This window comes from Nocardia asteroides, assembly GCA_019930625.1.
GTDB lineage: Bacteria > Actinomycetota > Actinomycetes > Mycobacteriales > Mycobacteriaceae > Nocardia > Nocardia sputi.
Genome location: CP082844.1, coordinates 3,337,534 through 3,359,085, shown reverse-complemented (window position 1 = coordinate 3,359,085; position 21,552 = coordinate 3,337,534). Strand labels below are relative to the sequence as shown.

General features: G+C 69.0%; 17 protein-coding genes. 6 read left to right on the top strand and 11 right to left on the bottom strand.

Features of this window, described 5'->3' with window-relative positions:
* Positions 1–16 precede the first annotated feature (16 nt).
* Together K8O92_15285 and K8O92_15280 are read left to right on the top strand one after the other, a co-directional pair.
* Positions 17–667 (top strand): TetR family transcriptional regulator, encoded by a 651-nt coding sequence (locus K8O92_15285; protein ID UAK35722.1) that lies wholly within the window; start codon positions 17–19, stop codon positions 665–667.
* Between the two features lie 188 nt (positions 668–855).
* Positions 856–2,559, top strand: coding sequence for a metallophosphoesterase (locus K8O92_15280; protein UAK35060.1), 1,704 nt, complete (start codon positions 856–858; stop codon positions 2,557–2,559).
* A 6-nt stretch (positions 2,560–2,565) separates the two neighbouring features.
* Here K8O92_15280 and K8O92_15275 read toward each other — a convergent pair whose 3' ends face one another.
* Positions 2,566–2,895 carry a TfoX/Sxy family protein gene (locus K8O92_15275; GenBank protein UAK35059.1) on the bottom strand — a complete coding sequence of 110 codons (330 nt, stop codon included), beginning with the start codon at positions 2,893–2,895 and terminating at the stop codon, positions 2,566–2,568.
* 508 nt (positions 2,896–3,403) lie between these two features.
* On the opposite strand from K8O92_15275, the gene K8O92_15270 reads away from it, so the two are divergent.
* A complete protein-coding gene (locus K8O92_15270; protein UAK35058.1) occupies positions 3,404–5,584 on the top strand; it encodes a hypothetical protein in 2,181 nt (726 codons plus the stop codon).
* Positions 5,585–5,602: 18 nt separating this feature from the next.
* On the opposite strand, the gene K8O92_15265 is transcribed toward K8O92_15270, so the two are convergent.
* The 4 genes from K8O92_15265 to K8O92_15250 all read right to left on the bottom strand — a co-directional run bounded on the left by K8O92_15265 (position 5,603) and on the right by K8O92_15250 (position 9,062).
* Positions 5,603–6,580 (bottom strand): esterase family protein, encoded by a 978-nt coding sequence (locus tag K8O92_15265; protein UAK35057.1) that lies wholly within the window; start codon positions 6,578–6,580, stop codon positions 5,603–5,605.
* 269 nt (positions 6,581–6,849) lie between these two features.
* Positions 6,850–7,359, bottom strand: a complete 510-nt coding sequence (locus K8O92_15260) for a carboxymuconolactone decarboxylase family protein (protein ID UAK35056.1) — start codon at positions 7,357–7,359, stop codon at positions 6,850–6,852.
* 49 nt (positions 7,360–7,408) lie between these two features.
* Positions 7,409–7,855: a DoxX family protein gene (locus K8O92_15255; protein ID UAK35055.1), complete on the bottom strand. Its 447-nt coding sequence runs from the start codon at positions 7,853–7,855 to the stop codon at positions 7,409–7,411.
* A 34-nt stretch (positions 7,856–7,889) separates the two neighbouring features.
* The gene (locus K8O92_15250) at positions 7,890–9,062 is read right to left on the bottom strand and encodes a beta-lactamase family protein (protein UAK35054.1); all 1,173 of its coding nucleotides are present in this window, start codon (positions 9,060–9,062) and stop codon (positions 7,890–7,892) included.
* A gap of 239 nt (positions 9,063–9,301) precedes the next feature.
* On the opposite strand from K8O92_15250, the gene K8O92_15245 reads away from it, so the two are divergent.
* A complete protein-coding gene (locus K8O92_15245; GenBank protein UAK35053.1) occupies positions 9,302–10,183 on the top strand; it encodes a sigma-70 family RNA polymerase sigma factor in 882 nt (293 codons plus the stop codon).
* A 22-nt stretch (positions 10,184–10,205) separates the two neighbouring features.
* Here K8O92_15245 and K8O92_15240 read toward each other — a convergent pair whose 3' ends face one another.
* Complete coding sequence (locus K8O92_15240; protein UAK35052.1) at positions 10,206–11,117, bottom strand: NAD-dependent epimerase; 912 nt, start codon at positions 11,115–11,117, stop codon at positions 10,206–10,208.
* Between the two features lie 141 nt (positions 11,118–11,258).
* Between K8O92_15240 and K8O92_15235 the strand changes: the two genes are divergently transcribed.
* The gene (locus tag K8O92_15235; GenBank protein ID UAK35051.1) at positions 11,259–12,272 is read left to right on the top strand and encodes a helix-turn-helix domain-containing protein; all 1,014 of its coding nucleotides are present in this window, start codon (positions 11,259–11,261) and stop codon (positions 12,270–12,272) included.
* Positions 12,273–12,311: 39 nt separating this feature from the next.
* Here K8O92_15235 and K8O92_15230 read toward each other — a convergent pair whose 3' ends face one another.
* On the bottom strand, positions 12,312–15,167 hold the full coding sequence (locus tag K8O92_15230; GenBank protein UAK35050.1) for a toll/interleukin-1 receptor domain-containing protein: 2,856 nt from the start codon (positions 15,165–15,167) through the stop codon (positions 12,312–12,314).
* Positions 15,168–15,635: 468 nt separating this feature from the next.
* On the opposite strand from K8O92_15230, the gene K8O92_15225 reads away from it, so the two are divergent.
* Complete coding sequence (locus K8O92_15225; protein ID UAK35049.1) at positions 15,636–16,400, top strand: NAD(P)H-binding protein; 765 nt, start codon at positions 15,636–15,638, stop codon at positions 16,398–16,400.
* 181 nt (positions 16,401–16,581) lie between these two features.
* Here K8O92_15225 and K8O92_15220 read toward each other — a convergent pair whose 3' ends face one another.
* The 4 genes from K8O92_15220 to nirB form a co-directional block, all read right to left on the bottom strand.
* Positions 16,582–17,307, bottom strand: a complete 726-nt coding sequence (locus K8O92_15220; protein ID UAK35048.1) for a sirohydrochlorin chelatase — start codon at positions 17,305–17,307, stop codon at positions 16,582–16,584.
* Positions 17,304–18,545 (bottom strand): uroporphyrinogen-III synthase, encoded by a 1,242-nt coding sequence (locus tag K8O92_15215; GenBank protein UAK35047.1) that lies wholly within the window; start codon positions 18,543–18,545, stop codon positions 17,304–17,306. The genes K8O92_15220 and K8O92_15215 overlap by 4 nt, the downstream gene beginning before the upstream one ends.
* 6 nt (positions 18,546–18,551) lie before the next feature.
* Positions 18,552–18,953 carry a nitrite reductase small subunit NirD gene (nirD, locus tag K8O92_15210; protein ID UAK35046.1) on the bottom strand — a complete coding sequence of 134 codons (402 nt, stop codon included), beginning with the start codon at positions 18,951–18,953 and terminating at the stop codon, positions 18,552–18,554.
* A gap of 64 nt (positions 18,954–19,017) precedes the next feature.
* Positions 19,018–21,543 (bottom strand): nitrite reductase large subunit NirB, encoded by a 2,526-nt coding sequence (nirB, locus tag K8O92_15205; GenBank protein ID UAK35045.1) that lies wholly within the window; start codon positions 21,541–21,543, stop codon positions 19,018–19,020.
* Between the last annotated feature and the right edge of the window lie 9 nt (positions 21,544–21,552).

Here is a 21,552-nt window from a genome sequence, read left to right as displayed (position 1 = left end):
AAAGATCATCGACGCCGTGGTGTCGATGCTGGAGTCGGACGGTTACGACGCGGTCCAACTGCGGGCAGTCGCCCGAAGTGCGCACGTCTCCCTCGCCACGGTCTACAAGCAGTTCCCCACCCGGGACGATTTGATGCTCGCCGCGGTCGAGCGGTGGATGGCCACGAACACCTATGCGGCGCCCGCTCCGACGCTCGAGGGCGAGTCGCTGACCGATGGTCTGCTTCGTCTGCTGCGGTACGTCTTCGAACCGTGGGAGCGCAATCCTCGGATGCTGGAGGCCTACTATCGCGTGCGATCCAGCCCGGCGGGCCGTCGACTGGACGCACAGGGTTTCGACGCCGTGCTGCCCGCGGTGGGCGCCCTCTTCGCCGATATCGATCCCGAGTACACCGCGGACATCGCGCTCGTGCTCACCCACATGACGTACGCGCTGATCGGCCGATTCGCGCACGCCGATCTCGACATCACCGAGATCCTGCCCGCACTCGAGCGGACTGTCCGCAGGCTGACCGGTAACAACGAGCCGCTGGCCGCGCCCACCGCGCGGCGGACCGACGGTGCTGGGACTTTCCCCTGGGATCCTTCGATCGTCTCCCCGTTCTCCCCCGGTCCTCCCGCCGACCCAGCACAGCCACCGGACACCCCGGATCAGCCGCCGACGTAGAAGGTCACGCATACCTGCGGGAGGGATCGATCACACGCGCCGGTGCCGCCCCAGACGAAGGCCGAGGCGGTTCAGCCCCGCACCGTGCGCCGATCACGACGGCGAGTCCGGCTGTCGCGACGGTATTCCCGGCCGCGGTGCGGTGTCCGAATTGATCAGGTACGCCCGGCCGGTACAGCATCTGCGGTATGCCGTCCACACCGCTGAATCCAGCAGGCGACGTTCCGGACACCGGGATTCCCGGCCATCTCGCTGCCGACATGACCATGGCCGAGCAGCACGACTGGCATCGCGCCTACCTGCGCCGTCATCCGGTGTCGCGGCGCAATGTCCTGCGGGGCGCGGCAGCGGCCGCAGCCGTCGCCGCGGTCGGCGCCGCGCCGTTCGGCGGGCGCGCCTACGCCGAGGAGTCGCAGCTGGCGGTGGGTGGACGGCGGGTGGCCTTCGGTGCGGATGCGGCGAGCCAGTTGCGTTTCGCGGCGCAGTTGTCGCGACGCCCGGCGGGCGCGACGGTGTACCTCGACCACGGACCTACGCCGGCGCTGGGCGGGACGGTCGAGGCCGAAGTGCGCAACCTGCTCACCCAGGTACCCACAGCCGACGGCGGAGTGCTCGCTGCCGAACAGTTCTACGTCCACGCCCCGGTGGACGGGCTGCCCGGTCGCGTGCCGCACTTCTACCGATGGCGGACCTCCGAGGGATTCGTCGGCGACATCCGTGCCGCCGCGCCCGCGATGCCCACCGGACGCGCCGCGATCCTTCCGTTCCGCTTCACCATGATGGGCGACCAGGGCACCGACGAGACTCCGGCGCTGCCGGAGGGCATCGCGCCCGGTGACTACGACGACAAGTACTACAAGGCCGACAACGATCCGGCCGCGCCGCACGCGAGCAATGTGCTGCGCCAGATCGCCGCGGCCCGGCCCGATTTCCACATCCTCGCCGGCGACATCGCCTACGCCGACCCCTCCGGCGCGGGCAAACCCGGACAGTTCGTCCGGCACGGAGCGCGGCCGGCGAGCGGGTTCGACAAGTACAACCCCTACGTCTGGGACGCCTACTTCCACGCCATCGAGCCCAGCGCCGCGCAGACGCCGTGGATGTTCGCCACCGGCAATCACGACATGGAGGCGACGTACGGCGAACACGGCTACGGCGGCCATCTCGCGCGCCTGGACTTCCCCGGCAACGGTCCGGCGGGCTGCCCGGCGGCGTACTCGTTCACCTATGGCAACGTTGCGGTGCTTTCACTGGACGCCAACGACGTCTCCTACGAGATCCGCGCGAACACCGGCTATTCCGGTGGAGCGCAGACGAGTTGGGTGGAGCGCACGCTGGCCGCCTGCCGCGCCGACCCCGGCATCGACTTCATCGTCTGCTTCTTCCACCACTGCGCGTATTCGACCACCGAAGCGCACGCCAGCGACGGCGGCGTGCGGGACGCGTGGGTCGGGCTGTTCGACCGCTACCACGTGGATCTGGTGCTGCAAGGCCACAATCACGTCTACGAACGCACCGATCCGATCCGCGGCGGGCAAGCGACGAAGGTCGCGGGCGACAACTCGATCGTCTATCCGGAGACCGACGGGACCGTCTACTACACCGTGGGCGGTGGCGGACGCCCGCGCTACGAATTCCAGCCCGACTCACGAGAATCGTTCCGGGGCAACGAGTTATCGGACACGACGGTGCCGAACAGCTACGTCTGGACGCCGGGCGGCGGCAAGCAGGACGAAGCCGCGCCGTGGTCGCGGGTCCGCTTCCGGAACTACTCGTTCCTGCGCGTCGACGTCCGGCCGGGCGTCTTCGCCAGCGAGATGGACGTGGTCGCGGTGGACGAGTACGGCCGCGAATTCGACCGCGTGCTCTTCCGGCGGCAGGTGCGGCCCTGAGCCGGCCTACTTCTTCTTGGGCGGGAGCGCGCGAGCGTAGGCGACGCCGCGCTCGACCCATTCCCGCAGGACTTCGTCGTCGTCGACATCGGTAACCAGCAGCCAGCCGACCATCTCGCGCCCGCCCATGACCATGGGCCGCGCGGCGTCACCGAGTAGCCGCTCACCTTCGCCGGGACCGACCCGCACCAGCAACCCACCCTGCCCGCTGGCCGCCACCGCCATATTTCCGCTGATCAGGAAGCTCAGGCCGCCGAACATCTTGCGCTCGGTGAGTTCGGGGCCGGGCGCGATCAGCTCCCGGATTCGCTCGGCCAACTCTTCGTCGTATGCCATAGCGGCATTGTCCGCCCGGAGTACGACAACGCGGTGATTTCGCGATCCCGGCCGTTCACGTGTCCTCTGTCGCACTTCTGCGAGGTCGAGACGGTCTGCACAGGCTCCCGCCCGCCGAACGAGTAGCCATCGGTTGCCGAAAACAGTTGTGTGCCAGTGCATTTCGCACTGTCTCCCACGTGCTCCTCCAGGTACGTACGTACACCCCCGAGCCGTCTGGATGTCATTGACCATTCAAGCGGATGTTTCCGTACCTGTCTGTAATACAGGGCATGAGACGCGGGTGGGAACTGTCGTTACCGCTCGCGTGCAACCGGTTTCAGCATTCGCAGTCGACCGCGCCCCCGAAGACGGGACGAAGGACTCTTCCGTGCACATCTGCTCCCCAGCGGTGCGATCCCGCACTGTCAGCCGTAGCTCGTCCGAACGGCTTCCGGTCCGAGTCCCCCGCGAGTTCCGCGTAATCCGGCATATCCACGGCGGCGGGCCCGGCCTGCGGTCACTCGTCATGGCGAGTCCTTGGCGGCGAAGGGCGATCTGGTTCGGCCTGACCACATTCGCGCTATTCGTGTTCCCCGGTTTCATCGGCGCGCTTGCCGTCGCCCAGGACGCGGCGGGCGCCACGGCGGAGACATCCGAGATCGACGGACTCAGCTGGATGAACGTTCGCGACTCGTCGGGGATCGCGCTGTCGGATTATCGCTTCGCGACCGGTGACGAAAGCCTGTTCAAGCCGCGCGCCACCATCCTGTGGGCCGTGCTGGGCTTGGAGTTCATCGGCTACATAGCCATCGTGACGACGGCGATCTGGCTGATCGGCTACGCGTTGAGCTTCCGGTGGCTGGACATGTTCAGCGCGGCGTTGCGTGGCGTGGCCGATGCTCTGGCCGGTCAGATCGCGACGCCGCTCATGCTGGTCACCGCGGCGAGCATCGGTGCGTTCTTCGTCGGGTGGTTCATCGTGCGCGGCTATCACGCGAAGGCCACCATGCAGGTGGTGACGATGGTGGGCGTGGCGTTGCTGGGGCCGCTGTTCCTCGCCGAGCCACTGGCGGATGTGCTGTCCTCGGACGGTTTGCTTGCCCAGGGCCGTGATCTGGGCATCTCGGTGGCGGCGGGCTTGAACGGGAACTCCGACCCGAATCCGACCCAACTGGTGGCGACGATGCAGAGCGATCTGGCCGACAACTTCGCCCGGCAGCCGCTGCAAGTGTGGAATTTCGGGCATACGGTCGACCAGCGGCCCGCCTGCCGGTCGGCATGGTCGGCCGGGGTGTCGGCCGGTGACGACGCCCGGGTGATCAGCGGCATGAAGGCATGCGGAGACGCCGCCGCGCAAGCGAAGGCCCAGAATCCGTCCATGGGGCAGGTCGCCACCGGATTCATGCTGTTGACCTGCGGCGGCATCTTGCTGATCTTCGCGATGTACCTGGGCCTCAAGGTCATCAAGGCCGCGCTGGACACGATCTACCACGGAATCATGTCGATATTCGGCTTCGCCGCGGGCGGGTTCGTGTACGGCCCCACGCAGACATTTCTGGTCCGCAATGTCGTGGACAGCTTCGTCGCCGCGGCGCGAATGACGGCGTACACCATATTTCTCGGTGTCTACATTCTTTTCATGGGAAACCTGTTCGCGCAGGCTCGCGGCCAGGTCATGGCGGTGATCGTCATCGCGGGCACCGTCGAGATCGTCGCCATATTCCAGCTCAGACGCCTCAGCAACGGCCTGACCCGCGGCAACGACTGGATCGCCAACCGATTCGGTCTCGCGATCCAGGGCAGTTCGAGCAAGGCGGCCGGCAGCAGCGGCACAGCCCTCGGCATGGGTGGTGGCGGCACTGGGAAGACCTCGCCCGGCATGGGGCTGATGAACACGCTCACCACGCTCAGCGCCATCAACACCTCGCCGGTGACGGCTTGGCTCGCCGGCGGAAGGGTCAACCCGCTGAATCCGCTGGCCGGCGCACGACGCAGGATCGAACGCTCCACCAACAGGATCTTGACCAGCCGCGAAGAGGGATACATCGAGCATCAGCTCGCCCGCACCAACTGGCGAGGTGTCGCGGTCGCCGCGGCCACGGAGGCCGGGGGCATGCACACCCAGCTGGGCGTCTCTCGCGCTCTGAAAGTGCTACGCGACAACAAGGTTCCCGATTCGCGTATCCATTCCGTCCTGCTCTCCTCCGGCGCCACCAACGAGCGGGTCACGCACGCGCTGACGGCGTACTCCGTCCAGGAATCGACCGCATCGCAGAATCCGTACAGCTTCGCACCGTTGCAGAAGGCGATCGCGGCGGCATGGGCGGTGGACAATCACGTCGGCCACGAGGCACACGACGCCTTCGCCGCCCAGGCGGTCATCTCGGCGGACAGCTTCGTCCGGCACAGCAACGCACCGGCCCCCGGCGCCGCGATCGACCAGGCGTTCGTTCAGCGGGTCGAGCAGAACTGGCATTCGGACCGGGCATTGCGCGCGGCGATCACCCCGGACGAGTGGGACGGCGCGGGCCGTGACACCCGCTGGGCGATCGGCCACCGGGTCGCGACCATGCATCAGGAGGCGGCTCGGGCCTACTACGAGAACCCGACCGACATCAACCGCGAAGCCCTGATGCGCTCGGCCAGGCGGGTGGCCAACCTCGACCACCTCGATCCCGAAGGGGGGCTCGACCCCTGGAATCCGTAGCGGAGACAGGCTGCCCGGTCAGACACCCAGCGCACTGGCGAACATCGGCCACGACTCGTGCACGTCGTCCTGCCAGTACGTCCAGGCATGCGTGCCCACGGGGCGCAGATTCGCCGTGAACGGGATGCCGAGGGCATTCAAGCGGTCCAGGAACGCCCGGGTGCAGCCGTTGATCACCGTTTCCATGGCCCCGCCGACCAGCAGCCGGTCGACCAGCCGGCCGGGGTTGCCGTCGATGCCCGGATCGCTGAGCGTCTCGTGGGGTCCCGGCACGCCGGTGCCCGCCGAGATGTAGAGCGCCACACCGCGCAGCCGCTCTGTCTGCACCATCGGGTCGTGTTCGGACCAGGCCGGGTCACCAGGCGGACCCCACATATTGGCCGGGGCCGCGCCGAACACCGCCAGCTGCGCCGCGACGATCGCCTGGCCCATCGGATCGCTGACGCGTGGGCACCCGCTGTACGCGCCCACCGCCCGGTACAGGCCGGGCGCGCCGATCGCGAGGTTCAACGCGGAGGTCGCCGACATGGACAGTCCCGCGACGGCGTTGCGGCCGTTCATCCCGAACCTGGCCGCGAGTAGCGGCGGCAGTTCCCTGGTCAGGAACGTCGTCCATTTGTTCCGGCCGAGCACCGGGTCGTCGCGCGACCAATCGCTGTAGTAGCTGGCGCGCCCGCCCATGGGCACGATCACGTTGACCGGCTTGTCCGCGAAGAACGCCGCGACGTCGGTGCGCCGGGGCCACGGCCCGCCCTCCTCACCCCCGTCCACGGCGTTGAGCAGGTACAGCGCGGGTGCGCCGGAACCCGGATGCGAGACCCACAGCGTGATGGGGCGATCCATCGCTCCCGAATGGACTACGACTTCGAATTCCCGCCCGCCCAGCGAGCGCACATCGATGATGCGAGCGCCGGGAGCGGCGGCGGCTGTCGTGGGCGGGACGAAGGCGGCGCATACCGCGAGAAGTGGAACCAGGCATCGCAGGAGCCGGTACATGAATGAGTTCCTATCACGCCCGCCCAAGCCCTCGAGGCATCCATCCAGCATGTTACCGAATGCTCACGAATTCGCATTTGAAGTGGGATAAACAGCGGAGACTCGGCGATTTTCTCAAATCTAGCTATTGTTCAGCAACGACAGTTGATGTGGCCCCGGTACGGCCGTCGGCACGTCCTCGGCCGTTCGCGGTCGGTGACCTGGCGAGGACGGCACTGCTGCGGAGCCGGGGCGGGTGACCCGGCCCCGCGGCCGGTGGTGTCGAACCGTCAGAAGACGGGGGTCCACTGCTCGGCCTGCGGCCGACCGGGCAGCGGCTTGCCGATGAGGGCCAGCGGGACGAAGAAGTTCACCTGGCCGATGGCCATCGCGAGCGTGGCCAGGGCTTTGTCGTCGTAGTACTCGGCCGCGCGGGCGTAGAGCTCGTCGGGCACTCGCTCGCCGAGCGGTGCGGGTTGCAGAACGGCCTCGACCAAGGCGAGCGCGGCGCGTTCTGGCTCGGTGAAATACGGGGCGTCACGCCAAGTCGCCACCGCGGCGATGCGTTCCTCGGATTCACCGGCGGTGCGCAGGTTGCCCGCGTGCAGGATGGCCAGGTAGGTGCTGCCGACGATCTGGCCGGCGCGCAGTTGGACCAGGCTGACCGTGGCCGGCGGGATCGCTCCGGTGCCGGTGGCCTTGAACAGCGCCGCGCCGACCTCTCCCAGTGCCGGGACGAGCTGCTGTGGGTTGGGCAGACGGGAGCCGCTGCGCTGCTGGGTGGTGGTGTTCGCGTTCATGGTCCGGTTTCCTTATCTCTCGGGGTGAATCTGTGGTTGGTGTGATCGGTCAGGCGTACTGGGGCCGGCGTCGGGAGCCGCCGAGTGCGCGCAGGGCGGCTGTGGTGGAGCCGCCCTGCGGCAGCCAGGCGCGCGCGGCGAAGGTGGCGACGGCGAAGAACAGCGGCATCGCCCACTTGTCCGGGCCGTCACCGGCGGCTACGTGGGACGCGGCGGCGCCGCCGTAGACGAAGACCAGTCCGGCGTAGGCCCATTCCTTGGTGCGGGGATGGCCGGGCGTGAGGATCGCCGCGAGCGCTGCGGTCTTGGCGACGCCGAGGATGGTCGCGAAGTACATGGGGTAGCCGAGGTGGTCGAACGACTCACGGACATAGGAGATCCGCGCGAGGTCCCAGTACGCGCCGACCGCGGTCTCGGCCAGCACGGCGGCCACGGGGACCCAGCGCGCGAGTTTCACGCCGCGGGTGCGGATTTTCGAGGTGGTGTGAGTGGACATGTTCGTGTCGCTCCTGATGGTCGATGGAGGGGAGTCAGGCGGCCGACGCGACGTCGGTGTCGGTCACGGCGCGGTGCAGGACGGCGGCCAGCCGTCCGTTCTCGGGTGCGTTGAACGCGAACGCCGCGCGGTGGCGGGTGTAGCCGTAGGTGAGACCGCTGTGCGGATCGGCGAATCCGTCCGAGCCCGCGGAGCCGGTGTGCCCGAAGGCGTGTACGCCGAGGAACGGATGCAGCAGGCTCTTGGCCTCGAATCCCAACGTGTAGGGTGCGCGGTTCCCGCGCACCAAGTCCGCGCCGCTGGAATGGACTGCGGAAATGGTGGCGATGGTTTCCAGGGACAACAGCGGTGGCCGTCCGTCGACGCCGGTGGTGGCCGCCGCGTACATCCGCGCCAGGCCGCGCGCACTGCCGACGCCGCCGGCCGAACCCTGCCCGAGGCGGCGCACTTTCGTGTCGTTGGGCAGCGCCATGACGTCGGCGGCGGTGAAGCCGCGCGCGTTGAGGTTGTAGGAGATCCCGGCCATACTGTGCGGGTTCGGTGAGTTCGCGGCGAAGGCCGCTTCCATCTCCGGCGTCGCCCGCCACGGCAGGATCGGCAGGTACCGGTGGTCCAGTTCCTCGGGCAGACCCAGGTATACGTCCAGCCCATAGGGGGCGCGGACGCGCTGCTCGAACAGTTTCTGAATGGTGCTTCCGGTGACCGCGCGCACCACCTGACCCAGGATCGCGTACATGACGAACCCGCCGTAGCCGTGCACGGTGCGCGGCGCGAAGTAGGCCCGCTGCTCCACCAGCCGCTCGGCGATGATCTGCTCGTCAGCCAGTTCCGCGACGGTGCAACCACCGTCGACCCCGATGATCCCGGCTCGGTGCACGAGCACGTCTCGCACCGTGATGCGCTCCTTGCCCGCGGCTGCGAACCGCGGCCAATAGTGGGCGACCGGCTTGTCGACGTCGAGAGCCCCGTCCTGGATCAGCAGCGCCATCACCAGGCCCGCGGCCCCTTTGGTAGATGAGTGCAGGCCGGTGAGTGTGGTCGCGGTGACCTCCGCGCCCGCCCACAGGTCCACCACCTGGCGGCCGCGGACGAACGCGGCCAGTTGCGCGCCCGATTCCCCGTTCTCCTCGGCGACCACGGTGGCGAACTCGGCACGCACCTGTTCGTAGCCCTCGGCGACGGTGCCGTGTACTTCGATCGCGTTCACAGTGTTGTTCCCTTCGACAGTTGCCCGGCTTTGCGGATCGTGTTCCGCTGCACTGACGTACAGCGGGAACAGACTGTGACCGCAGCACGGAGAACTCCTGGTCGAAGCGCTGGCGAGCCCTTCGGCCGCGCATCTCGCCGACGGGTCGGCCAGGCCGCACGACGGACCGGCGAAGGGATAGGGTCACGTTTTCCGTCGCCGGTTCGTCATCGGTTCGGGAAGAAATCGAGGAGGATCCCGTGCACGATGAGCAGTTCCTGGCCGACCGGTTCGAAGAGCACCGCACACACCTGCGGTCGGTCGCCTACCGGATGCTCGGCTCGCTCACCGAAGCCGACGACGCGGTTCAGGAGGCATGGCTGCGCCTGGCCCGCACCGACGCCGCCGGCGTCGGCAACCTGGGCGGTTGGCTGACCACGGTCGTCGGACGGGTCTGCCTGGACATGCTGCGGGCACGCAAGAGCCGCCACGAGGAACCGTTAGAGGCCCACCACCTACCCGACCCGGTGATCACCAGCGAGACCACGCCCGGCCCGGAACAACAAGCGCTGCTCGCCGATTCGGTGGGACTGGCGCTGCTCATAGTGCTGGAATCGCTGAGCCCGGCCGAGCGACTCGCCTTCGTCCTGCACGACATGTTCGCCATGCCGTACGAACAGATCGCGCCCATCGTGGATCGCACGCCGCAAACCGCCAAGAAGCTGGCCAGCCAGGCGCGGCGCCGGGTCCGAGGCGCGACACCGGGCCCCGACCCGGACCTGTCCCGGCAACGCCGCGTCGTCGATGCCTTCCTCGCCGCCGCACGCGGTGGAGATTTCGACGAACTACTGCGAATGCTCGACCCCGACGTGGTGTTGCGCGCCGACGCCGGCGAGGCGATGCGCGTGATCCGGGGCGCGACAGCCGTCGCCGGGCAAGCCGAAACCTTCCAGCGCATGGCCACCCTGTGCACCGTCAACCCGGCGGTCGTCAACGGCGTCGCCGGACTGGTCAACACCCTCGACGGCGCCCCGTTCTCGATCATGAGCTTCACTGTCGTCGGCGGCCGTATCACCGCCATCGACATCCTCGCCGACCACGACCGACTCGCGCACCTGGACCTGACCGCAGTCCTCGGATAAGGCGAATCGGCTGTTCGATCGGTCAAGCGGCGCGCACGACCTCCGCGAACACCTCGTCCGGGTCGGACGCCTTCAAGCCGAACGTGTCGCGGATGGCCGAGTCGTCGACGGTGAAGGTCGCGTGCGACATGTGGTAGGTCTCGAACAGCTCGCCCCAGAACGGGTCGGTGATCGCCAGCAGCGCCAGCTCGCGATCGCTCATGACCGCCAGCTGCGGCTCGGGCGCACCGGCCGCCGCGGCGAATCGTCCGGCCAGCTCGCGCACGGTCGCGGTGATGGTGGGCGCGTGCCAGGCGCGCCCCCAGGCGCGTTCGTCGCGCGCGACCGCGACGGCGGCCGCCGCGGCGTCGCCGATCGCGGTGTAGGCATGGGGCAGGTCGAGGGCTTGGGGAAGCAACGCCAACCGGCCGCCGCGGATATTCGGCTCGGCCAGTATCGAGAACAGCGAGGCCGCGCCGGCGCCCACGAATTGCCCGGCCCGCACTTCGACGGCGCGCACGCGACCCGCGCGGTGGGCCCGTTCGGCCTCCTGCCACATCCGGGCACGCACTCGGCCTTTCGGTCCCGTGGCCGCCAGCGGCGACTGCTCGGTGAGCGGGCCGTCGGCGGGACCGTAGCCGTACAGGTTGCCCAACATCACGTAAGTCGCGCCGACCTGTTCCGCGGCGGCGCGAATGGACCCGAACAGCGGCGGAACGGTCTGCGGCCAAGTGTGATACGCGGGCATGGCCATGTTGAACACGGTGTCGGCTTGCTCGGCGAGTGCGGCCAGCGCGGCCGTGTCGACCGCGTCCAGCGCCACGCGCTCGATGCTCGGGTTCTCGGGGCCCGCGCCACTGCGACTGACCATGCGTACCCGGTCGCCTGACTCGGCGAGTAGCTTCGCGGTGGCCGAAGCGGTAGCTCCGCGACCGACGATGACATGCGAACGCATGCGAATTCCTCTCTACGACAACAGCATTCACACGACCAGCGCCGGAGCGCATACCGTTCGCTGATCGCGTGCTACTCAGCCTGCCGCCGCGCGGTCGGGTAGGCTACTGGCCGGATTGCCAACTATCCCAAGGATCAGGCCATGCAGACTGTCGCCGTCGTCGCGGTTCCCCCGGTCAAGGCTTTCGACCTCGCCATGCCGGAAACGGTGCTCGGCGCGGCCATGGTGGACGGCCGACCCGGCTACCGCATCGTGGTGTGCACGGCCGTGCCCGGCGTACTGCCCGCGGGCCTGGGCGGATTCGACGTGGTGGTCTCCCGCGGCCTGGAAGCGATCGAGGAAGCGGACACCGTCGTCGTGCCGAGCACCGGCAGCCGCGCCGATGCCGACGTCGCCACGCTCACCGCCCTGCGTCGCGCAGTGGCCGCGGGCAAACGCGTCACCTCGATCTGCAGCGGCGCCTTCGTCCTGGCGCAAGCCGGCCTGCTGTCCGGCCGCACCGCCACCACGCATTGGGCCTTGGCCGACGAACTGGCGGCGAACCATCCGGATGTGTCGGTCCGCAGCGACATGCTGTTCGTCGAGGACGGCCCGATCACCACCGCCGCGGGCGCGGCGGCCGGGATCGACCTGTGCCTGCACCTGATCCGCGCCGACTACGGCGCGACGGTGGCGAACGCCGCCGCCCGAGCCGCCGTCGTCACCCCGGTGCGCCCCGGCGGGCAAGCTCAGTTCGTGGACGCGCCCATACCCGCGGAGAAGGGCGTGACCCTGGCCAACACCCGCGCATGGGCGCTGCGACGACTCGACACCCCGTTGTCGCTGGACGACCTGGCCGGACACGCGCGCACCAGCGTCCGAACGCTGACTCGCCGCTTCCACGAGGAGACCGGTATGAGCCCGCAGAGATGGTTGCTGCTCCAGCGCCTGCAACGCGCCAGGGAACTGCTCGAATCCACCACGCTGCCGATGGACCAGGTGGCCAGGCACAGCGGCATCGGCTCGGCGGAGTCGTTGCGCCAGCACATGATTCGACATGTCGGAGTGCCGCCGAGCAGCTATCGCGCGTCCTTCACCCGCTCACCGGCGCACCAGAACACGAAAGAAAAATGGTCCGCTGAGTCCGACCTCCCACGAGCAACCCCTAGCAGCTGATCGGGGTCGCTTCACCCTTCAGACCTACGGCTGTGCACCTCAGGGACAGCGGGCTTCGGCAGGACGCGCGATCCCTATCAGGGCGTCCCACTCGGCGTCGGTGAGATCGGTGGCGGCATGCGCGCAAGCGGTCCGAATCAAGCCCTCCGGCGAGATGTCGCGTTCGATCAGCGTGCCATCGGCGCCCCCGGAGAATTCGGGACCGGGGCTTACCGTCACGAGACGCCGTCCATCAGGGGACAAGGCGACAGCGGATTGGACGTGCCAGACGGAATCGGGCTCTATCTCCCCCAGATTCGTGCCGTCGGCCGCGAAAAGCATCGAGTAGCCTGCCTGGTCTGTCGCGACGACCACGGCCGCGTCCGCCGCGGCGGAAAGCTGCGAGGTCGCGCCCCGAGTGCCGCGGAAGGGAATCGTCCGCTCACGGATGGAGCCGGTCCGATCCCAGATTTCGATACTGTCCTGTCTGCGGATCAGCAAATGCGGTCCGGCGAACAGCATCGCTTGCACGTCCTTGCCCTCGAGATCGTGCGCACTCTGCCGTTCGGACGAGTCGTAGACCGAGATGTGGTCGGCATCGCGCACAGCCAGCCACTCACCGGTCGCGTCGATCACCGCTTCCTGAGCCTCGTCGGAGTCGACCGCGCCGCCTGCCAGCAGGGATTCCGTCTCGATACCGCCGGTCGCCAAATTGTGCACGTACACCCTGCCGCTGCTGTCCATCGACACCGCGGTGGGCGAAGAGGGCGATACTCCGGCCGCGCGGACGCGTAGATACGGGGGCGGAGAGGACAGGACCGCCACCTCGAACGGCGTTGACACCTCTGGCTTGCGCGCGGGTACGCGACGTTCCGCGCCGGAGACGGGATTCGCGGCGAGAGCCAGCACGGTGCCGTCCGGTCGCCACGCGGGAGTGGCGGACAGTCCTGGTATGAGGTGCTGCTGGGACGAGTCCGGTCCGAGTTGTTGAATGATCACCACGTCGCTGTTCAGCACGGCTGTATCCGGATTCTTGTGCTGACCCTCGATCACAGCGGTGCGCCCGTCCGGCGAGAGGGACAAGCTGGGCTCACAAGAGTTGCATCCTTTGACGATCGGCACGGCGATGGATTTCGCCAGGCGGTCACGCTGCTCGAGGTCCCACAGGGTGATCAGCGGCCCGGAGGCCGACACCAGCCGCGTTTCGGAAGTTCCGAGGAACCGCAGTAGCGCTCGGTCGAAATCTACGGCGGCGCCGGTGATCAGCGGCGGCGGCTCCGGAGGTTTGATGCCGGCCGTCACGTCGGCTACATAGAAGCCACGGCCGTCGCTGGGCACCGCTGCCGTGCGTCCCGTGCGGCTGAGCACGGCGGGCGACCAGCGGCTGGGCATGGCGACACCGGCGTACCCGTCCTCCGGGCGAGGAGCATCCGGGGTCGCGCGCAGCCGGAACACCGGGACCGGAAGGCCGGGCATGACTCCACACGTGAACGAGGACCCGTCGGCCGACAGTTCTCCGACCTTCTGTCCGACACCGCAAACGTAGTCCGCATCCAGGGGTGAGATGTCCGCGACAGCCCCGTCTCGCAGGGAGATCTCTCGCACGTGGCCGCCGGTGTCGAGCAGACGCAACGTCGTGTCGTCGGGAAATACCATGCTCCGCATCTCTCGGCCGGTCGGATGCGAGGAGACAACCTCTCCGGACAGCGCGTCGATGACATCGACCGCACCTTCGAAGCTCCCGGCCGCGTCGGTATGGCTCCGGTGGACCGCGCCGAACTTCCCGGACTCGGAGATCGCGACGACATCGGCGCTGCGCTGATTCGGCGCGCCGAAATCGCGTCGGCCGAAATCCCCGCGCCACAACGTGGTCGACACACCATCGGTGGCGATGACGGTCCGGCCGTCCGCGGCGACGGCCACCGACCGAATCCGGCCGGGCAAGCCCGCGACGGGAGTCGTCGCCGGATCACCGGGCGCCCACGTCACCACCTGCCCGTCGGCGAGTCCGGCGACCACGGTTCGGCCGTCGGCGCTGCTGCGCAGGACAGCGACGTCCGCGGGCGCGGCAACGTACCGGGCGACGCCTGGACTGGCCAGATTCGCCCGCAGCAGCGCGGCATGGTGGCGCGGGCTCGGGTCGAGACGGTATGCCGCGACGGCCAGCAGCAGGGCCGCGCGAACATCGGTGGTCAGTCCGGTGTCGGCGACAGAAGCCATGAGCCGGGCCGTGGCGATCCCTGCCTGCTCCTCGGCGCGATTGCTCTGCACCCAGGCAACGAACCCTGCGACCAGCGCCGAGACCAGCATCATGGCCAACGTGACGATGGCGGCCTGCGCCCAGCGCAAGTTGTGCTTGGTCTGCTGGTAGCCCTCGGACTTGACGTCCGCCTCGGAGACGCCGCGGACCACCGAGGCAATGCTCACCGCGATGGCGTCGATGTCCGGGTACGGGACTCCGTCCGCGCCCTCGCGCCACTTGATCGTCTTGTATACCGGCTCTGCGGCGTAGGCCCCGAACAGACGCGGCGGCAGCGCGGTCGAGCGGGCGCGGTCCCAGTCGCCTGCTTGCTCGTCCCACTCCAGAGAACCGGCGCTGAGAACCAGCAGGATCGTCTCGGGAGATCGATTCGCCAGCCACCACTCGATCTCCCGGTCGACCCACGCCGACCGGGCAGCCTCGGGGGACGCGATCACGACGAGCCACTCCGAACGCGACAGACCGGCGACGATCTTGCCCCACAGTTCGGGACCGATCGAGACGCCGCTGTAGTCGAGGAACACACGCATCCGCGGAAAGCGGTACCACGGTCGCGGCAGCTTCTCGATCGCGTTCTGTACCGAGGGAAGCAAGGCCCGGTCTCGGTCACCGCTGTAGGACAGGAAGGCCCCGTACCCGGTGTCCGAACGCGTCATTCGCCTTCGACGCAGCACGCTCACGAACTCGCCTCGCGCTCTACCGCGCCTGGGCGCGGCTCACCGGGAATGCGGTCGGTCGCATCCATCGACGTAGGCGCTGCACTTCCTTGCGCCCGCGCGACGGAGCATATTCCGGCTACCATGCCCACGGCAGCCTCCAGCACCCACGTTGCGGATGTCTCAGCCGACCCCCGACGCGGAATCGGTCCTTGCACGGGCATAAGGCCCCCTCCCGATTGTCGAGATTCCCGCGGCGCCGTGGCGACTATCCAACTGTCGCACCCAACTTGGTACCAGCAATGGGAGTCTCGGGCCTATCCCCCAATTGATTGGGGGCACGCGACCACGAATTGGCAGGGTAGCGACCGAGACAGCGCCTCGGTGGCTGGGCTATCACGCTCCGAGCGACTCACCAGTGACAGCGACCTCCCGCATGCCGCCGGGCGTCACCGGTAATGATGGTTCATGGCCGAAATTCTCGTCACCGGCGGAACCGGTGCGCTCGGCAGGCTCGTGGTCGCTCGGTTGCGTGAAGCGGACCACGAGGTGCGGGTGCTTTCACGTCGCTCGGGCGCGGGCACACACATCGGGGATCTGCGCAGCGGCGCGGGCGTGGCGGAGGCTGTGGCCGGAACCGAGGTGGTCGTGCACGCGGCCTCCGATTCCCGTCGCATGGGCCGACCGGATATAGCGCAGACCGAGAATCTGCTCCGGGCCGCACGCGGGGTCCGGCACCTGCTCTACGTGTCGATCGTCGGGATCGACGATATTCCGTTCCGGTATTACCGCAACAAGGTGGCCTGCGAACGAGCGATTATCGACAGCGGTGTGCCGCACACGATCCTGCGGGCGACCCAGTTCCACGAGTTGCTCGGGGCCGTCTTGCAGACCGTCGAAGGGTGGCCCGTGGCGCCGTTGCCATCGAGCTTCCGTTTCCAACCGGTCGCTGCCGCTGACGTGGCGGGGCGGATCGCCGAGTTGGCCGAGAGCGGTCCGCTCGGTCGTGCTCCCGACTTCGGGGGTCCGGAGGTGCTGACGATGGCGCAGTTGGCGCAGGTGTGGCGGGACGCCCGGCGGCGTCCGCGCCGGATCGTCGCGCTGCCGGTGCCCGGACGGGTCGGGCGCGCTTTCCGGGCGGGGGTGAACACCTGTCCGGATCATCCCGATGGCGAGCAGCCCTGGGCGGAATTCGTCGCTTCGAATCCCACGAACGCCTACACCGCCGAGTAGGAGCATCGGCGTGGCGCATCACACCGGATGCCGACGCGACGAGAACAACCAGGCCGATCGCGACATCCACGGTCGAATCACACCAGGGTGCGACGGTCCAGCCCGCAGTGCCAGGCGCTCTCCACGATCCCGCGCACCTGCAACCCTCCGCTGAGGCACGTTTGCCCCATACGCGTACTGCTCAGTGCGCCCGCGCCCGGACCATCTCGCCCGCGGCGACCCGGTAGCGGTCGGCGATCAACCGGACCACCGCCGGGTGCACGCCGATGGGCTCGGCGACGCCGTCGGCGCCCGCCTCGCGCAGGCGCTGCTGGAACAAGCCGTGTGCGAGCAGGTAGGAGGCGACGAAGACCCGGCGCTCCCCCGCCGCGCGCAGTTCGGCGACCACGTCCGGCACGCGCGGCGCACCGGTCGCGACGTAGCCGATGCGTACCGCGGAACCGAGGCGCTCGGCCAGCAGTGCGGCCGCGCGCCGGACATCCTGGCGGGCACGAGCGTCCGAAGAGCCCGCGGCGGCGAAGACCACCGCGTCACCGGGCGTCCAGCCCGCCGCGCGCAGCCGCATCGCCATGATCCGCGCCAGCGCCGGATCCGGCCCCATGGCGGGCGTGACCGCCACGGCGGGATGGGCGCTGTCGGCCACCTCGCGCGGCACATCCTGGTAGACGTGATAACCCGAGGCCAGGAACGCCGGAACCACCACGGCGGGAACGGTTTCCCCGGTCGGCGTCACCAGATCGCGCAGCACTTCCGACGGCGAAGGACCGAGCACGTCGACGAATGCCGTGCGCACCCACGGGCTCTCCCCGAGTTCCTTCGTCACGGCTTCGGCGAGCGCCGCGATCATCTGCACGCCCTTGGTGCTGCGGGTCCCGTGGGCCACCAGCACCAGGGCGGGAGCGGTCACCAGCTCCCCGCAGCCTGGATGTACCGAGGTGCCCGGGTCGGAATTCCGACGCCGGGCACCTGCGGTCCTCCTGTCGCGGTGGGCCTGGGGTTGTTGTCGGTACATTCCGCCGGGTCCAGCGCGAGCCGGTACCCACGTTTGACCACGGTCTGAATCGCTTTCGGCGTGCCGAGTCCGGCGCGCAGACGGGCGATGGCGGTCTCCACCGCGTGCGTGTCATCCCCGCCGCCGGGCAGCGCGGCGAGCAAGTCCTCACGCGAGACGACCCGGCCGGGCTGGCGGGCCAGCGAGCGCATCAGGGCCATCGGGGCGGGCGCCAGCTGACGCACCTGACCGTCCACCACCACGCACGCGCCACGCACGCTGATGATGTGTCCCGCGGCGTGAATCCGGTTGGCGCGCCGGGGCAGTTCCTCGGCGACGTGGCGGGCCAGCGCACCCAGCCGGGCCCGGCCCGGCATCGAGGTGGGCACCCCGAGCTCCTCGAGCGGCGCCGCCGTGATCGGGCCGACGCAGGCGGGCAACACCCGGCCGCGCAGCGCGTACAGCAACCCTTCCAGCAGCCCGGTTTCCTTGGCGCGCATCAGCATCGACGCCACGGCGGGCGCGCTGGTGAAGGTGACGCAGTCCATGCCGGAGGTGACGATGGCCTCGATGAGGTTGTCCATCGGCCCCTGGTCCTCCGGCGGCACCCAGCGGTACACCGGCACCGGCACGACGTCGGCGCCCGCGCAGCGCAGGACCTCGCAGAAGTCGGGCACCGGCTCCCACTCGGTGGTGGCGCCGTGCAGCTGCACCGCGATCCGGACGCCCTCCACGCCCTCACCGAGCAGGTGATCGAGCACCTCGGCGGAGGACTCGGAGGCGGGCGACCATTCCTCGCGCAGTTCCGCGGCGCGGATGGCGCCCTTGGCCTTCGGGCCGCGGGCGAGCATCCGGGTGGTCCCGAGCGTCGCGCGCAAGTCCTCGGCCAGGCCCCAGCCTTCGGCAGCCTCCATCCACCCGCGGAAGCCGATTCCCGTGGTGGCCACGGTGATCTGCGGCGGATCGGCGACCAGCTGCCTGGTCACCCGCTCCAGCTCGTTGTCGTCGGACAGGGGGATGATCCGGATGGCCGGCGCCGAGACGATGGTCGCGCCGCGCCGTTCCAGCAGCGTGGCGAACTCCTCCGCCCGTCTGGCCGCCGTGATACCCACCGTGAATCCGGCCAGGCTTTCGCCCGCGTCAACTGTTGTCATTGGCGTTCATCCATCCGAGGACGCGAGCGCGGTGGACACCGGCTCGTTGGAAATCGAAACGATGCCGTCGTCCACGCGCACCGCGTACACCGGCAGCATCGCCGATTCGTCGTCCAGGCAACGCCCGTCGACCAGGGAGAAAGCTTGCTTCAGCAGCGGCGAGGCCACGACGGGCACCCCGCCGCGATCGCCGACGATCCCGCGCGACATAACCGCCGCCCGGCCGATCGGATCGATATTGCCGACGGCATACAGCATGCCGTTCTCCAGCAGGAACAGGGCGGCCTGACGGCCGCCTTTCAGCAACACCGCAACGCCGCGGCCGGGAATCAGGTAGTCGAGACGGCATGCCTGCGTCCACCCTGTGGTGGTAGCTGCGGCGATGCCGGGGGTATCGATCACGGTCATCGGTGTCATCCTCCAAACGCCTTACTCATTGGTACCGACGTTCTGTTTCCAGGCGGTTAAGCGGTCATTTCCCCTGCGTGGCGACCGGGACTTCCGGCAGTCCGAGCAGGACGGGAACCTTCCGCTCCCCGGTTTCGTCGAAGGAAATCGTCGGATCGGCTTCCTCCGGGGCGTTGACGAACGACACGAAGCGAGACAGCTTCTCTTCGTCTTCCAGCACCGCGGCCCACTCGTCGCGGTAGCCGGCGACATGCTGGGCCATCGCCGTCTCCAGATCCTCGGCGATGCCGAGGCTGTCCTCACAGATCACCTGCTTGAGGTAATCCATGCCGCCTTCCAGCGCCTCCTGCCACGGGGCGGTGCGCTGCAAACGGTCGGCGGTGCGGATGTAGAACATCAGGTACCGATCGATGTACTTGATCAGCGTCTCGTCGTCGAGCTCACCGGCCAGCAGCACCGCGTGCTTCGGGGTGAGGCCGCCGTTGCCGCCGACGTAGAGGTTCCAGCCGTTCTCGGTGGCGATCACACCGACGTCCTTGCCGCGCGCCTCGGCGCATTCGCGGGCGCAGCCGGAGACCGCCAGCTTGAGCTTGTGCGGCGACCGCAGGCCGCGGTAGCGCTTCTCCAGCAGCACGGCCATGCCGACCGAGTCCTGCTGACCGTAGCGGCACCACGTGGAGCCGACGCAGCTCTTCACGGTGCGCAGCGACTTGCCGTACGCGTGCCCGGATTCCATGCCCGCCTCGACCAGCCGCTTCCAGATCAGCGGCAACTGCTCGACGCGCGCGCCGAACAGGTCGATGCGCTGGCCACCGGTGACCTTCACATACAGGCCGAATTCCTTGGCCACCTCACCGATGGTGATCAGCTGCTCGGCGGTCACCTCGCCGCCGGGCATCCTGGGCACCACCGAGTAGGTGCCGTTCTTCTGCAGGTTGGCCAGGAAGTGGTCGTTGGTGTCCTGCAGCGCGGCCTGCTCGCCGTCGAGGATGTGATCGCTCGAGGTGGAGGCGAGGATGGAGGCGACGGTCGGCTTGCAGATGTCGCAACCCGCGCCCTTGCCGTACTTGGCGAGCAGGCCGGAGAAGGTGCGGATGCCGGTGACCTGGACGATCTGGAACAGCTCGGCGCGCGACTGCTCGAAGTGCTCGCACAGCGCCTTCGACATCTCCACGCCGGACTGCTCGAGCAGCTTCTTGAGCATGGGAACGCAGCCGCCGCAGGAGGTTCCGGCGGAGGTGCAGCTCTTGATCGCCGGGACGTCGCAGGCGCCGTCCGCGATCGCCCCGCAGATCGCGCCCTTCGAGACGTTGTTGCACGAGCAGATCTGCGCGTCGTCGGGCAGCGCGTCGGCGCCCAGTTCCGCGCCGGCGGGCGAGATCAGCGCGGCCGGTTCGGCGGGCAGCGGACGGCCGACCAGCGGGCGCAGCGCCGAATAGGCGGTGGCGTCGCCGACCAGGATGCCGCCGAGCAGGATCTTCGCGTCATCGGAGACGACCAGCTTGGCGTAGGTGCCCTTCGCCGCGTCGTGCAGCACGACCGACAGCGCGCCCTCGGTGACGCCGTGCGCGTCGCCGAAGCTGGCCACGTCGACACCCAGCAGCTTGAGCTTGGTCGACATGTCCGCACCAGGGAACTCGCCCGCGCCGCCCAGGAGGCGGTCGGCCACGATCTCGGCGGTGCTGTAGCCCGGCGCGACCAAGCCGTAGCACACGCCCTCAACGGCGGCGCATTCACCGATGGCCCAGATGTTCGGGTCGGAGGTCTGCAAGCCGAGGTCGGTGATGATGCCGCCGCGCGGGCCGACTTCCAGCCCCGCGTCGCGGGCGATCTGGTCGCGCGGGCGGACACCGGCGGAGAACACCACCAGCCCGGCCTCGATCACCGTCTCGTCGGAGAGGGTGACCTTCACGCCCGTGCCCGCCCCCTCGATCGAGGAGGTGCCGACGCCGGTGTGCACGTGCAGGCCGAGGTCGGTGACCAGCCGCTCCAGGATGGCGCCGCCGCCCTCGTCGACCTGCGCGGGCATCAGCCGGGTGTTGTACTCGACCACGTGCGGGGTCAGCCCGAGCAGACGCAGCGCGTTCGCGGCCTCCAGGCCGAGCAGTCCGCCACCGACCACCACGCCGGCCGCGCCGGGTCCGGCGGCCTCGGCGGCGGCGCGGATGCCGTCCAGGTCCTCGAGGGTGCGGTAGACGAAGCACTCCGGTCGGTCGTGACCGGGCACCGGAGGCACGAACGGGTAGGAGCCGGTGGCCAGCACGAGCGCGTCGTAGGCGAGGATGTCGCCTGCCGACGTGGTCACCTTGCGCGCCGCCCGGTCGATCGACTCGGCGCGCTGGCCCAGTCGCAGCTCGACCAGCTCGTCACCGGCGTACTCGTTGCCGGGCAGCGCGAGCGCGCTCGCGTCCCAGGCGCCGACGTAGGACGAGAGGCCGACGCGGTCGTAGGCGGGCAGCTGCTCCTCGCTGAGCACGATCACCTGCCAGTGGCCTTCGGTGTCGCGCGAGCGCAGCGCCTCCACGAACCGGTGCCCGACCATGCCATGGCCGACGACCACCGCGGTCTTGCGAGCGACTGTGGGGTTCATCTGGGGTCC